Here is a 13,804-nt window from a genome sequence, read left to right on the forward strand (position 1 = left end):
CCGCAGCCGCATGCTCAGGCGCCGGGTGGTTACGGTTATCCGCCTGCGGCTCCTCCGCAGCAGCCGCAGGCCCCCGGTGGTTACGGTTACCCGCCCCCGGCTCCGCCGCCGCAGCAGCCGCAGGCCCCGGGTGGGTACGGTTACCCGCCTGCGGCTCCGCCGCCGCAGCCGCATGCCCAGGCGCCGGGTGGTTACGGCTATCCGCCCCCCGCTCCTCCGCAGCAGCCGCAGGCGCCGCCTCCCGTGGCCCAGCCGCCCGTGCAGCCTCCGGTGTCCCCGCCCGCGGAGCCCTGGCGGGCGCCCGAGCCGCAGGCGCAGCCGGTTCCCGAGGGACCGTCGGTGGCACCACAACAGGGACAGCCGTGGGGTGCCCCGCAACAGCCGCAGGGCGGTCCTCCTGTCGACGCCGAGACCCAGGTCATGTTCCCGGTGGGGCTGAACCCCCAGGCGTCCGGCGGCACGCAGGAGCCACAGGAACCCGGAGGCCAGGAGGAGACCAGGCAGCTCCCGCAGATCCAGGTTCCCCCGCAGCAGGACCCGGCGCCGCAACAGCCGCCGCCACCGGGACAACCGCCGCACCAGGGTCAGCCGCAGGCACCGGACGCGCCCGGTTCGCCGTTCACCATCCGTCCCGGGGCACCGTCAGGGGCGTACGGCGACCAGCAGCAGTCGCCCTTCCCGTCCGAGGAGCCACCGGGGGCGGAGGCCACCCGGGTGCTTCCGCCCGTGGTGGTGGACGACCCGCCGCCCCACCCGTCGACGCCCGCTCACGGGGCCCAGCCGGCGGGACCTCCCGGCCCGGCCGCCTGGTCGCCCCCGCCGTCCCACCAGCCCCCGACCCACCAGCCCCCGACCCACCAGCCGCAGTCCTACGCGCAGCCGGCGCCGCACCAGCCCGGTGGACACCACCACCCGGGGCACCAGGCGGCGGCGCGGCAACCGGGGGGGCCCGAGCCGGCCGCGGCGACGGGCTGGTCTCCGCCTGAGCCGTCGCCCCGGATGGCCACGATGGGCGACCCGGGCCCCGAGCGCCGCGGACTGTCCCGTCCCGCCGTGGTTGGGATCGTGGTCGCCTGCTGTGCGGTGGCCGGCCTGATCGGCGGCGCCGTGCTCAGCGGCGGGGACGACAAGAAGGAGGACCCGGTCACGCCGGGGAGCAGCGAGAGCGCCACTTCCGCCTCCAAGGCCCCGACCTCGCAGGCCCCGCAGGTCGATCCGGCGGAGCAGCAGGCCAAGGACCTGGACGCGTTGCTCGCGGAGAGCAACAACAGCCGCTCCGCGGTGATCACCGCGGTGAACGAGATCAGCTCCTGCAAGAACCTCGACGGTGCGGCCAAGTCACTGCGCGACGCGGCCAACCAGCGCAACGACCTGGTGACCAGGCTCGGTGAGCTGTCGGTGGACAAGCTGCCGGACCACGCCAAGCTCACGTCGGCGCTGAACGAGGCGTGGAAGTCGTCGGCGTCCGCTGACAACCACTACGCCGCCTGGGCCGACCAGGTCGCCGGCAAGGGCGGCTGCAAGAAGGGGCGGGCGAAGGTGACCAACGAGCGGCAGGCCGGCGACCGGGAGAGTGGGAAGGCCACCGACGCCAAGAAGCGGGCCGCCGAGTTGTGGAACGCCATCGCCAGGGAATACGACCTGACGGAGCGTCAGAACAACGAGTTGTGAGCGGCGCCGTCCCGCTGCCCCACGGCGTGTGACCCCCCCGAGCCCTTGGGGGTGGTCACATGCCGGACTCGTTGAGCTGGACGAGTCGGATGTGGTTGCCCGAGGGGTCGCGGAACGACGCGTCGATCCCGTAGGGGCGCACCTCGGGCTTCTCGACGAACTCGACGCCCCGGTCGCTGAGCTCCCGGTAGGTGGCCTGGCAGTCGTCGGTGGTGAGGAACACCGCCCCCGCAACGCCCTTGCCCATCAGGTCCTTGACCTGCTCGGCCGTGGCCGGGTCCAGCATCGGCGGGCCGGGGATGGCCATCAGCACGATGGACACGTCGGGCTGCCCGGGAGGGGAGACGGTGAGCCAACGGAAGTTGCCCAGCTCAGGGGCGGTGACGTCGGCGCGGACCTCCATCCCCACCTTCTGGGTGTAGAAGCTGAGTGCCTCGTCCTGGTCGTGCACCCACAACTGGACATTCGCGATCTTGTACATCGGAGAGCCTCCCAGCTCAGTGGCCCCGGCCGACGTCCGAACCGTCGACCGGTGATCAGTCCAGCACGACGCTAGTCCCCCGGTCTGACAGTGTCTTCTCGAAACGTCCGGTGTTGTGGGCGTCCGTACGCACGGAGTACACAGGAGGGGACCAGGGCGAGGCCGGCGGCGGGCGGGAACGTGGCGCGGTAGTGCGTCGGTGACATGCCGTAGGTCCGGGTGAAGCTGGCGGTGAACGACCCGATGCTCTGCCATCCGACGGACAGGGCGACGTCGGCGACGGACCGGTCCGTGGTCCGCAGCAGTGCCGCGGCGCGCTCCAGTCGCCGGGTGATCAGATAAGCGTGGGGGGACTCGCCGAAGGCCTGGCGGAACGCCTGGTGGAAGTGCCCGCGGGAGAGCCCGGCGGCTCGGGCGAGGTCAGCCACGGTCAGCCTCTCGTGGTAACGGGCGTCGATCAGGTCCCTGGCCCGCAGCAGGTGCCGGACCGGTGGAACGGAGGGCATGTCCGCCAGTGTGCCGCTGGCCACTGACAGTCAGGGCCGGGCGCGGGCCGGGGTCGGCGGTGAGATCGTCGCGCGTACCGGGACGGGCATGACGCCTGGTGCGGGGCCCGGAACGTTGAGTACCCGGGAGCGGGAACGTACGATCGACACCTGTGCGAGCTTCCGAGAACCCTTCCCGCCGAGCCAGCCGCTCGTTCACCATGGCCGGTATGCCGCTCAATGACATGCCGTGGTGGCGCTGGCGCGCCCAGGTGCGATCCGCGCTGCACATGCTGGGTGACACCGCGTTCCAGCGCGAGTGCTGGCTGCGGGGGCGCCCCGGTTACGGTGACGTGACCGACGCCGTCTACCGGTTGGTCGAGGACACCTGGCTGGACAACTGGTCGGCGGAGAAGTACGTCGGGACGGTCTTCCGGGATGCCGAGGAGGCCGCGCTGGTGGACGCCGCGGTGCTGCGGGTGCTGCGCATCCTGCACCAGGTGGGGGCGGACGCCCCGGCCCAGGCGTACGCGGACCACCCGGACTGGCCGGACGCGGTGGCCGCGGCCCGGCAGGCGCACCTCCGGCTGGCCGCGGGGGACGGTGACGACCCCGACGAGCCCCCGCGCTCCCTCGACGCGCTGAAGATCCTCACCCGGTCCGGCTGAGCCCGTCGCACTCCCGGTGTCCGGTCCGGCGGGGCCGCGCGGGCTGCCCGGCGCCCACCGACCCGGGGCCGTTCCGGTCTGTGGACGGCACGTCCGTGCTCCCGTCGATGTGCGAGGCTTGAGGGTCCACAGGGAGCGAGAGGGAACAGGCGTGAGCGAGTCGCCCGAGGGATCGGACCAGGCAGTCAGGCAGGACGAGGCGGCCCAGGCGGAGCGGCCCGGCCAGGCGGGACGGTCAGGACCGGTGGAGCGGCAGGGTCAGGCGGGCCACCAGGGCCAACCGGAGGAGAGCGAGCAGCAGTTCGTCCTCACCCTGTCCTGCCCCGACCGGCAGGGGATCGTGCACGGAGTGTCCAGCTTCCTGTTCATGACCGGGTGCAACATCGAGGACAGCCAGCAGTTCAAGGACCGGGACACGGGCCTGTTCTTCATGCGGGTGCACTTCTCGTGCCCGGTGCGCGGCCTCCCACCGGGTGCCGAACCGTCCCGCCCGGTCGCCCTGGACCGGCTGCGTGCCAGCTTCGCCGCGGTCGCCGACTCGTTCCGGATGGACTGGCAGCTCCAGCCCGCGGAACGACGCATGCGAGTGCTGATCATGGTGAGCAGGTTCGGGCACTGCCTGAACGACCTGCTCTTCCGCGCCAGCATCGGAGCGCTTCCCATCGAGGTCGTCGCCGTGGTCTCCAACCACACCGACTTCCGGGAACTGGCCGGCTCCTACGGCGTCCCGTTCCACCACCTCCCGGTCACCGGCGGGAACAAGGCGGCGGCCGAGGCCGAGCTGCTGAAGATCGTGGAGAACGAGGACGTGGACCTGCTGGTCCTCGCCCGTTACATGCAGGTGCTCTCCGACGACCTGTGTCGGCGACTGCCCGGGCGGATCATCAACATCCACCACTCGTTCCTGCCCAGCTTCAAGGGCGCCAGGCCCTACCACCAGGCGCACGCCCGCGGGGTGAAGCTGATCGGCGCCACCGCCCACTACGTCACCGCCGAACTCGACGAGGGCCCGATCATCGAGCAGGAGGTGAAGCGGGTCGGGCACGAGTCCACCCCCGAACAGTTGGTGGCCGTGGGCCGGGACGTGGAGTGCCAGGCGCTGGCCCGCGCGGTGAAGTGGCACAGCGAGCACCGGGTGCTGCTCAACGGCACCAGGACGGTGGTCTTCGCCTGAGCGGCGAGCCGCCGCAGGGCGGGTCCGGCGGCCCCCGGTCGTGGCGCGCCGTTGGGGCCACTCGTCGGGGAGTGGTGGCACCTCTTTGTTCGGGAATCCCCACCGGCCTGTGGAGGTTCAACGGGAGCCGGACCGTCATCCCGCGTTCTTTCCCTGAGCGTTCGCCCAGGCGCGCGACGTAGCACCCGGGGGGCGCGCCCTGTCGTGGACAGCGCGCGCAGCGTAAGGTCGCATTCGGTTGGGGAGAGATCGGTGAATGCGCGTCGGACCGGGTGGCCGCGGCCTGACGGCGGCCGGGAGGAAAGGGAAGCACCGCGTGGCGCTGACAGTGACCGATGGTGAGCGGCGCGGGTGGACGGTGCTCAGGATCGAGGGCGACATGGACCTGGTCTCCTCCCCCGCCGTTCGACAACGGGTACACGCGGCCGTGGCCAAGGGGGAGCGCCGCGTGGTGCTGGACCTGACCGGTGTCACCTTCTGCGACTCCAGTGGCATCGGGGTGTTGATCGCCTCCCGCCGGCTGATGCGGTCCTGCAACGGTGGCCTACGCCTCGTCATGTCCACGGAGGGGACCCACGTCAACCGGGTCTTCACCGCCCTGGGGGTGCGCAGCCTCTTCGACGTCTACCCCGAGCTGGACAGCGCGGCCAGTTGACCGCCGTCGGGCGAACGACGGTCAGGGCCCTCCCCACCGAGGGGGCGGCGGGGAGCTCCGCGGGGGGACCCGGTCAACGCCGTTGGACCGGACCAACGGTGTCCCCACGACAGGGACCACTCCACGGGCATGACCGTACTCGGTCACCTTCTGTCCCCGCCGTCGCCCGCGCGACGGCAGCGTTGTGTCCGTAGCGTGATAACGGTCCGGGTGGAGTCGGGGGTCTACTCGGGTACGCTCCCTCGCGTGCGAGGGGTTCTGTTGCGTAGAAACGCCGCTGGTGTGACACCTGTGACCGGCCGGCGGAACGTGGCGACCCCGGCAAGTGGCGAAGTATGCCGCATGCTTCGACCTTTGCGCTGGAATATCACTGAAGTGCTTGTCGACGTGACTCTGTGTCGATCATTCTGGTCGACACGTAAGTCACTCTCGGTAGCGCTGCGAGGGCGTTGGGCTGTGTGTGCGCCGGTTCGGATGGTGTTGTAGCAGTGCAGGTTCTTCAGGTGCAGTTGACGGTCGAACCAGACCCGGCCGAAGTGGGCCGGGCCAGACGCTGGGCGCGTTCCCGGCTGGCCAAGAGCGGGGTCGCCCCGGAGGAGCCGCTGGTCGAAACGCTGGTTCTGATCATCTCTGAACTGGTCACCAACGCCGTGGTGCACACCGGCTGCCCCGCCGTGCTGCGGATGCTCTTCAGCGTGGGCTCCTCGGGCCCCAGCCGGGGGACCGTGCGGGTGGAGGTCGCCGACGCGAGCACCCGGCCCCCGCTGCCGCGTTGCGCCGCCAGCGACGAGATGGGCGGGCGTGGCCTGGAGCTGGTCGACGGGCTCGCCGACCGCTGGGGTTGGCAACCGGAGGGGGCCGGCAAGCGGATCTGGTGTGAGGTGGACCGGGCCGCACCCGCGCTCGGCGGCCGGGGCACGGACGGTCGGGTCGTTCGTGTGACCGGCTGACGACACGCCCGACGGCCGGTTGAAGACGCGTTGCCGTGGGTCTCGCCGCCCGCCGCGGACACCGGACTCGGGTTCGGTTCGCGCGTGCGGGCGGCGACTCCAACCGCATCGTGGCTCTCTCCTCGAACGGGCCTCCGGTGTCGTCCGCCGTCTACAGGACGAGACCGGTGCCACCATCCGTCGGTGCCACCAACTGGTGTCACCACGATGCGGGTGCCTACCGCTGGTGGACAGGTTCCGCCGGTGCGCACGGGAGGCGGTGGAGGCCCACTTGACGCTTCCGGCCGTGGGTAGCCGTCCCGGGGCCTGTCTGAGACCCGCGCCCTCCGGGCGGACGGCGCCACTCATCAGGAAGGCCCCGGGGCACACGTTCGATCGGCTGCCTCTCACACCGGAGAAGGCACGCGCCGGCCGCGCCCTTCCCGGCACGGTCGAACACCATGTGCGTCCAGCATGCCCGCACCCACGGTTTCGGGCAGTGTCCGGGCCACCGCTGCGGCGGGGGGAACGTCAACGTCGCCGGTAACCGGCGTGGGACGGGGGCACACGGACGGCGGCCTCGGGAAGCCGTCGGTGTGGGCGGGCTGGGGAGGGTCTGCTCGTCGGTTCGTCGGTCGCAGTGGGGCCGGACGACGGGCGTGCGCTGGGGGAGGCGGCCAGGAGCTGCTGCGCTCCCTGGTCGGTGCCCGGGGACGGAGGGACGGGCCCGGCGTCGCGAGCGGAGGGCAGTCAGGATCGGCTGGGCCCGGGAAGGGGCTGAGGGGGAGGGGTTGCGGGCCGGCGGTGGCCCGGCGAGGGGTGCGGCCCCCGGTGGCCCGGCCGGTGTGCGGGGGCGTGGGGGACGGTACGGACAGGGGGACGGCTGACAGCCGCGCCGGTCAGCGAGTCGGCTTGCGACCGGTCACCCCGAGGTGGACCAGCACCGCGAGGTTGGGTTTGATCTCCGCCTGCTTGACGCCCCAGCCGCTGAACGCCTTCTGGTGGCTGGCGACCGCGGCGAGCATGGAGACCAGGGAGCCGGCGACCGCTCCCGGGCTGATGGACTTGTCCACCCTGCCCTTGGCCTGGAGGTCCTTGATCGTGTCCTGGAGCGCGGTGGTGACCGGGGCGAGGACCTTGGTGCGGACCCGGGCGAACCGCTTGTCGCCCTCCGCCGCCGCGAGGTCCATGACCCGCAGGATCGCGTCGTGCTTGCGCCAGAAGGCGAGGAAGCCGTCCACCAACTGTTCCGCGGAGGTCCAGCCGGCCCTGCCCGCCCACGACCGGTCGGTGACGAACCCGCTGAGCGCGGCGCTGTCCTTGGCCGTGTCGTCGGCGATCTCCAGAACGGCGCCTTCGACGTCGGGGAAGTACTGGTAGAACGTTGCTGGGGACGTGCCCGCCATCCGGGCGACATCGATGACCTTGACATCCCGGTAGGGAGAGCTGCTGAGCATGTCCCGCAGGCAGTCGAGCAGCTTCTGCCGCGTCGCCTGCCCGCGTCGCCCGGCTACTCTGCCGTCGACGGTTCTTACTTGTCCTGTCATGCCGTCAGTTTACCGGCGCGTGATCAGCGCGCGATTCGGCAGCGGCAAATGGGGAGGGTGGCGTTCCGCAACGGAGATGACCGGCGCGGCAGCCGTCACCACAGGTCACCCTCGCGCCAGTCGCAGGTGAGCTCGCCGGTCAGCTCCAGCGGAACACCCAGCGGCAGCACGAACACGGAGTCGTCGTCCTCGCTGGTCCTGACCGTTCCGGTGGGGGTGAGCGCGGACGTCGTCCCCCGCCAGCGCTGCCAGCCCCGACCCGCGTACATCCCGGCGCCGTCGTCACTGGCACTCAGCGCGCCCACCTGGTAGCCGCCCCGGATGACCCGTTCGAGTTGCTCCAGCATCCTCCCGGCGTGCCCCCGGCCCCGGTGGTCCGCGTGGACCGCGACGCCCTCCACATAACCCGTACGCAGTACCCGGCCCTGGTGCAGCAGCCGCCGCTGCACCACCGCGGCGTGGCCGATCACCTCGCCGTCGTGCCGGACCAGGGTGTGGATGCCACCCAACGTGTGGTCCCAGTCCGCGTCCGAGAAGTCACCCTCGAACACCTCGTCCAACAGGGTGCGGACCACGGCCAGCTCCGCGGCGTCCAACTCGGCGGTGTGCCCCGTCCACAACTCAGCCATGCGCCCATCCTCGCACGGCGCGGGACGAGGCCTGTCGTTCCCCTCCGGCCCCTCCGGCGGGCGGGCCCCGGGCGGGGACGGAACGGCACCGTCAGGCACGGCTCGCCGCGCGGGTCGGGGCCCCCTTGCCGGCGTCGAGGGCGTAGACGCACCGGTCCTTGCTGCACGCGTACACCACCCCGTTGGCCACCACCGGCGAACCGGTGATCTCCCCGCCGGTCTCCAGCTTCCAGCGGAGCTGGCCGCCGTCGGCGTCCACCGTGTAGAGGCAGTGGTCCTTGGAACCGAAGTGCACCCGGCCCCCGGCGATCACCGGGGAGCCCACCAGGTCGTCCTGGGCGGCGAAGCGCCAGCGGGGGGCGCCGCTGACCGCGTCCATGGTGTAGAGGGCCTTCCCGCTGCCCAGGTGGACGGTGCCGTTGACGACCACGACCGGCTCGGCGCCCTGCCGGCTCTCGGTGGCCACGCGCCACCGGTCGCGCCCGCTGGCGGGGTCGAGCGCGTACACCGTGCCGAGGTAGTCGACCACGTAGACCCCGCCGCCGGTCACTCCGGAACCGGGCACGTGGGTGGGGCGGGTGAAGAGCCCGGCGGGCGCGTCGAAGCGCCAGCGTTCCCGGCCGTCGGCGGCACTGAGCGCCAGGACGCGGGTGCCGGCGGTGAGGTACACCGAGCCGTCGGCCTCGATCGGCTGGGCCGGGCAGTCCTCGCCGACCGGGTAGGACCACTTCTGCCGCCCCGAACGGGCCTCCACGGCGTGCAGCAGCCCCCCTCCGAAGTAGTAGACCGTGTCCCCGACCACCAGTGGCCCGGACTCGGGGGACTCGAAGGTGGTCTGGCCGCCCGTCTTCTTCCAGCGCAGCTCCCCGGTCGCGGCGTCCCGCACCTGCACCTCACCGCCCCGGATACCGGTGCACACCGATCCGGCCTCCACCTGGAGGGAGTACACCCAGCCGTCGGGGGCGGCCCGCCAGCGGTCACTGCCGTCCGACGCGCCGAGGGCGTACAGGCTCGCCCCGTCCGAGGCGAGGAGCTGTCCCTGGGCCACGGCCATGGTCCAGGCGACGTCGCGGGTGCGGAACTCCCGACGCCCGGTCGCCACGTCCAGCGCGTGCACCTCGAAGGAGGTGACGTACAGCAGGCCCTCGGAGACGATCGGGGTCCCCCACACGTCGTTCGACATGCGGAACCGCCAGGGGCGCCAGCGGGCCGGGGCAGCGGGCCCGCGGTGCTCGCCGGGGCCCGGCAGGTTCGCCGGTACCGCCCCCGCGGGCCGGGGCGTGTGGCTGGCGGGGCCGGCGCTGTGCCGACCGCGCTGGGCCGGGCCGTGCGGGGCGGCGCCGCGGCGGACCCAGTCGGTGCTCGCGGTCGGCGGGGCCCCGTGGCCGACGCTGTCGGCGACCCGGGGCCCGGGGCCTATCGCCACGTCGGAGCCGGGCAGCCGGACCGGGGCGTGCTCACGGGTCAGCTCGCCGCCCCGGTCCCGGTGGCCGGGGGACCGCTGCGCGGGCGGGCCCGGCTCCGCGGGGAGCCGGTCGGGGGGCATCGGCTCGGGCGGGGAGTCCGGGGGCGGCGGCGGGCCGACCGCGTCCGCCCTGGGCTGGGCGGCGACCCTGCGACCCCGCCGCGACTCGATGAGCGCCACCACCGGCTCGGGCAGCCACGCCGACGCCTCGCTCCCGTCGTGGTCGGCGGCGAACAGGTGCGGGGCGAGCTGGGCCTGGAGGTCCACCGGGCTCGGCCGGTTCTCCGGCTGGGTCTTCAGACAGGAGTCGATCAGGGGCCGCAGCTCGTCCGGCAGCCCGGACAGGTCCGGGCCCTCGCGCAGCAGCATGAACACCGTCTCCACCGGGTTGGCGCCGTGGTACGGGGCGTGGCCGGTGGCGGCGTAGACGAGGGTGGAACCGAGGGAGAACACGTCGCTCGCGCCGGTGACGCTCCGGCTGTCCCTGGCCTGTTCCGGGGACATGTAGGCGGGGGTGCCGACGGCGACGTTGGTCATGGTCAGTCGGGTGTTGGAGACGCCGCTCGCGATCCCGAAGTCGATCACCCGCGGCCCGTCCTCGACGACCAGCACGTTGGACGGCTTCATGTCCCGGTGGACCAGCCCGGCGCTGTGGATGGACTGGAGCGCCTCGGCGATGCCGGCGGCGAGCCAACGCACCGCCTGCACCGGCAGCGGCCCGCACCGCTCGATGATCTCCTCCAGGGAGGGCGCCGGTACGTAGGCGGTGGCCAGCCACGGCACCGCGGCGCGCGGATCGGCGTCCACCACCGCCGCGGTGTAGAAGCCACCGACCGCCCGGGCCGCCTCGACCTCCCGGGTGAACCGGACCCGGAAGAGCTGGTCCTCGGCGAGTTCCGCGCGCACGGTCTTGATGGCCACGCGCCGGCCGGAGGCCGAGCGGGCGAGATAGACCAGCCCCATGCCGCCGGCACCGAGACGGCCGAGCACCTCGAAAGGGCCGATGCGTCTCGGGTCGTGCTGCGAAAGCTGCTCCACGTTGCGTGCCACCTCCCCGTCGGGTCCCCCGTGCAGCGTCTCACTGCGGACCGGCCCGGGGGTACGGCAATGATTCTTCCTGTCCGGGGCACTCGTTGCGAAGCGGGGGGCGTTTCGCCGTGTCTGTGGCTTTACGGACGAAACGATCCGGGGGCCGCTGCGCGCTGTCGCCCCCGCGGTCGCGGCCCTGGCGACCGGGCCGTGGGCGGGGTGGTTCACCACCGCGGCGGGACCGGGCGGTCGGGCGGGCGTGGACGGGCGCCCGCAAGCCGTTCGTCAACTGACGCTCCGTCATTTCCATGAGTCGGGTGCACACTGGGAGCCGACACCTACTCATCGGTAATGAGGGGCACACACATGGGCGAGGCGTACATCGTCGAAGCGGTCCGTACCCCCGTCGGCCGGCGCCGGGGCGCGCTGTCGGGCATCCACCCGGCTGACCTCGGGGCGCATGTGCTGACCGCGCTGGTGGAGCGCAGCGGCATCGACCCCGGTGCGGTCGAGGACGTGATCTTCGGCTGCATCGACCAGCTCGGCGGCCAGGCCGGGGACGTGGCGCGCACCTGCTGGCTGGCCGCCGGCTACCCGGAGCACGTCCCGGGCGTGACCATCGACCGGCAGTGCGGTTCGTCACAGCAGGCGGTGCACTTCGCCGCACAGGCGGTGATGAGCGGCACCGCCGACCTGGTCGTCGCCGGCGGGGTGCAGAACATGTCCCAGCTCCCCATCGGCTCGGCGATGCTGGCCGGGAAGCACTTCGGCTTCGAGGACCCGTTCTCCGGCTCCGCCGGGTGGCGCAAGCGCTACGGGGAACAGGAGATCAGCCAGTTCCGGGGCGCCGAACTGATCGCCCGCAAGTGGGACCTCAGCCGGGCGGAGATGGAGGAGTACGCGCTCCGCAGCCACCAGCGGGCGGTCCACGCCATGGACAACGGGTGGTTCGACAAGGAGATCGCCCCACTGGCCGAGCTCGCGGTGGACGAGGGACCGCGCCGGGACACCAACCTCGAACAGATGGCGTCGCTGAAGACGCTCGCCCCCGACGGAGTGCTCACCGCCGCGCTGTCCTCGCAGATCTCCGACGGCGCCTCCGCGGTGCTGGTGGCCTCCGAGGAAGCGGTGCGGCAGCACGGTCTCACCCCCCGCGCCCGCATCCACCACCTCAGCGTCCGCGGCGACGACCCGGTGCTGATGCTCACCGCGCCCATCCCCGGCACCGCCCACGCCCTGGCCAGGACCGGGATGTCGATCGACGACTTCGATGCGATCGAGCTCAACGAGGCGTTCGCCTCGATCGTGCTGGCCTGGCTGCGGGAGACGGGCGCCGACCCGGCGAAGGTCAACCCGTGCGGCGGGGCGCTCGCCCTGGGGCACCCGATCGGCGCGAGCGGCACCAAGCTGCTGACCACCCTGCTGCACCACCTGGAGCGCACCGGCGGTCGGTGGGGCCTGCAGACCATGTGCGAGGGCGGCGGCCAGGCCAACACCACGATCATCGAACGACTGTGACGAGCCCGCTCCCTCGCTGAGCACCGCTCACGCCGCCGGCCCGACGGGGAGTGCCCCGGTCGGGCCGGCGTCCGTGCGGGGCCGGTCGGACGGCACCCCGGGCGGGGCACCCCTTGGCCCCGGGGCGTGCTCAGGCCGCGTCGCCGGGGTGCCGCCACTGATCACCGGGACCCTCGTGCGGTGGCTGGTCCGGGCCCATGGGGGGCGCCACATCCAGTCGCCGGTCCCCGTACCTGTGCCGCCCGCCCCTGCGCCGACGGGTGGTGCCGGCGGCCAGGAGCAGGGCGAAGCCCCCACCCACGACCAGGGCGAGCCCGTCACCGAGGAGGTCGGACCGCAGGGCCTGAGGGGTGAGCGACTGGCGGGTGGCCCACAGCGCGGCGGTGGCCAGCGCCACCAGAGCGGCCAGCAACAGCACCGTGCGGGAGCGCAGCAGCGCTCCGAGGACCGCCAGCACCGCGCCGACGAGCAGCGGCAGGAAGAGCGACACCATCAGGTTGTCGGGCCGGGCCGTGGTCATCGTGTCGAACAGGTCCCCGACCCGGATGTCCGACCCGTCACGGCCGGCGTACCACGGGCGGAAAGCGCTGACGATCACTGCCGCCGCCGCTACGAGCGCCAGCAGCATGCCGGGAAGGTTACGCATCGTAAGTACCTCACGTTCCGCGTATCCCTCTGTCTGACGCTACGCTTCCCCGTCCGAACCCGCCACGCGAGCGGAGGACGGCCCCGTGGACGGCCGCCCCGGGGCCCCACCGGTGAACGTTCCCGGCGGGACGGGCGCGGTGCGTGGCCCCCGTCCGACCCGCCCGTGGACCGTCGGGAACCAGCCGTGCGGCCGTCCGCGTCGTAGGGGCCAGACTGCTAGCCTGTCGTGCACCCATCACCCAGGAATAGCCCCTTACTTCAGGTATTTCCGTTGGGTGAATGATTGACCACAATTCGCAACGTTTCAGCGGGGGACTCATGACCCGTCGCCATGTCCGAGCTGTCGCAGTCTTCCTGATAGTGCTCGTCACCCTCACGGGTGCGCGCCGGTCAGGCGGCGGCGGCTGCGACGACGACAACGACAACTCGCACAGCTCCAGCACCTCGGGCGGCTTCCCTGGCGGCTCCACCGACGGCGGCAGCGGCGACGACTTCGACATCGACATGCCCACCATCGAGCCGCCCACGTTCGAGCCGCCCACCTACGACCCGGCCACCGAGCCGGCCATCGCCCCCTCAGAGACCATCGACGACCCCGACGCGCTGGACGAGGTGGACATCACCTCGTGCGACTACGACGAGAACACCCAGGAGCTGTACTCCGACCTGACGGTCACCAACTCCGCCTCCTCCGGCTCCTACAACTACACGATCACCGTGAAGGTCGAGCAGACCGAAGGCGGTGTCACCAACGGCAACGTGCTGGCCACCGACATGGTCACGCTGAACAGCCTCACCGCCGGCTCGAGCCAGAACGTGACGTCCAAGTCCTACTACCCGCTGCAGGAGTACACCACCTTCGAGTGCAGCGTGACGGCGGCGACGAAGTACCCGTCGAGCTGAGC

The 13,804-nt window shown here is 72.3% G+C and carries 13 protein-coding genes; 7 read left to right on the forward strand and 6 right to left on the reverse strand.

Features of this window, described 5'->3' with window-relative positions; translation table 11 throughout:
• The first annotated feature begins 339 nt into the window (after nucleotides 1–339).
• Nucleotides 340–1,671 (forward strand): hypothetical protein, encoded by a 1,332-nt coding sequence (locus A3IG_RS32000; RefSeq protein WP_157862254.1) that lies wholly within the window; start codon nucleotides 340–342, stop codon nucleotides 1,669–1,671.
• A 55-nt stretch (nucleotides 1,672–1,726) separates the two neighbouring features.
• Here the strand turns inward: A3IG_RS32000 and A3IG_RS0118780 are convergent, their stop codons facing one another.
• The gene (locus tag A3IG_RS0118780; protein ID WP_018385135.1) at nucleotides 1,727–2,152 is read right to left on the reverse strand and encodes a VOC family protein; all 426 of its coding nucleotides are present in this window, start codon (nucleotides 2,150–2,152) and stop codon (nucleotides 1,727–1,729) included.
• Nucleotides 2,153–2,223: 71 nt separating this feature from the next.
• Nucleotides 2,224–2,658, reverse strand: a complete 435-nt coding sequence (locus A3IG_RS0118785; RefSeq protein WP_040911874.1) for a helix-turn-helix transcriptional regulator — start codon at nucleotides 2,656–2,658, stop codon at nucleotides 2,224–2,226.
• A 209-nt stretch (nucleotides 2,659–2,867) separates the two neighbouring features.
• On the opposite strand from A3IG_RS0118785, the gene A3IG_RS0118790 reads away from it, so the two are divergent.
• The 4 genes from A3IG_RS0118790 (at nucleotide 2,868) to A3IG_RS0118805 (ending at nucleotide 6,084) form a co-directional block, all read left to right on the forward strand.
• On the forward strand, nucleotides 2,868–3,305 hold the full coding sequence (locus A3IG_RS0118790) for an SCO4402 family protein (protein WP_244885047.1): 438 nt from the start codon (nucleotides 2,868–2,870) through the stop codon (nucleotides 3,303–3,305).
• Nucleotides 3,306–3,549: 244 nt separating this feature from the next.
• Nucleotides 3,550–4,479: a formyltetrahydrofolate deformylase gene (gene purU, locus A3IG_RS0118795; RefSeq protein ID WP_026220411.1), complete on the forward strand. Its 930-nt coding sequence runs from the start codon at nucleotides 3,550–3,552 to the stop codon at nucleotides 4,477–4,479.
• 316 nt (nucleotides 4,480–4,795) lie between these two features.
• Nucleotides 4,796–5,134, forward strand: coding sequence for an STAS domain-containing protein (locus A3IG_RS0118800; RefSeq protein ID WP_018385139.1), 339 nt, complete (start codon nucleotides 4,796–4,798; stop codon nucleotides 5,132–5,134).
• A 488-nt stretch (nucleotides 5,135–5,622) separates the two neighbouring features.
• The gene (locus A3IG_RS0118805) at nucleotides 5,623–6,084 is read left to right on the forward strand and encodes an ATP-binding protein (protein ID WP_018385140.1); all 462 of its coding nucleotides are present in this window, start codon (nucleotides 5,623–5,625) and stop codon (nucleotides 6,082–6,084) included.
• An 878-nt stretch (nucleotides 6,085–6,962) separates the two neighbouring features.
• Here the strand turns inward: A3IG_RS0118805 and A3IG_RS0118810 are convergent.
• From A3IG_RS0118810 to A3IG_RS0118820, 3 genes are all read right to left on the reverse strand, one after another.
• Nucleotides 6,963–7,610, reverse strand: a complete 648-nt coding sequence (locus A3IG_RS0118810; protein ID WP_026220412.1) for a TetR family transcriptional regulator — start codon at nucleotides 7,608–7,610, stop codon at nucleotides 6,963–6,965.
• A gap of 95 nt (nucleotides 7,611–7,705) precedes the next feature.
• A complete protein-coding gene (locus A3IG_RS0118815) occupies nucleotides 7,706–8,239 on the reverse strand; it encodes a GNAT family N-acetyltransferase (protein ID WP_018385142.1) in 534 nt (177 codons plus the stop codon).
• A gap of 91 nt (nucleotides 8,240–8,330) precedes the next feature.
• Nucleotides 8,331–10,742, reverse strand: coding sequence for a serine/threonine-protein kinase (locus tag A3IG_RS0118820; protein WP_018385143.1), 2,412 nt, complete (start codon nucleotides 10,740–10,742; stop codon nucleotides 8,331–8,333).
• Nucleotides 10,743–11,099: 357 nt separating this feature from the next.
• Between A3IG_RS0118820 and A3IG_RS0118825 the strand changes: the two genes are divergently transcribed.
• The gene (locus A3IG_RS0118825) at nucleotides 11,100–12,251 is read left to right on the forward strand and encodes an acetyl-CoA C-acetyltransferase (protein WP_018385144.1); all 1,152 of its coding nucleotides are present in this window, start codon (nucleotides 11,100–11,102) and stop codon (nucleotides 12,249–12,251) included.
• Nucleotides 12,252–12,381: 130 nt separating this feature from the next.
• Here A3IG_RS0118825 and A3IG_RS30365 read toward each other — a convergent pair whose 3' ends face one another.
• Nucleotides 12,382–12,897, reverse strand: coding sequence for a hypothetical protein (locus tag A3IG_RS30365; protein WP_157862253.1), 516 nt, complete (start codon nucleotides 12,895–12,897; stop codon nucleotides 12,382–12,384).
• A 362-nt stretch (nucleotides 12,898–13,259) separates the two neighbouring features.
• Here A3IG_RS30365 and A3IG_RS0118835 point away from each other — a divergent pair, with 362 nt between their 5' ends.
• On the forward strand, nucleotides 13,260–13,802 hold the full coding sequence (locus tag A3IG_RS0118835) for a hypothetical protein (RefSeq protein ID WP_018385146.1): 543 nt from the start codon (nucleotides 13,260–13,262) through the stop codon (nucleotides 13,800–13,802).
• Nucleotides 13,803–13,804 lie beyond the last annotated feature (2 nt).

The organism is Wenjunlia vitaminophila DSM 41686 (genome assembly GCF_000380165.1).
GTDB lineage: Bacteria > Actinomycetota > Actinomycetes > Streptomycetales > Streptomycetaceae > Wenjunlia > Wenjunlia vitaminophila.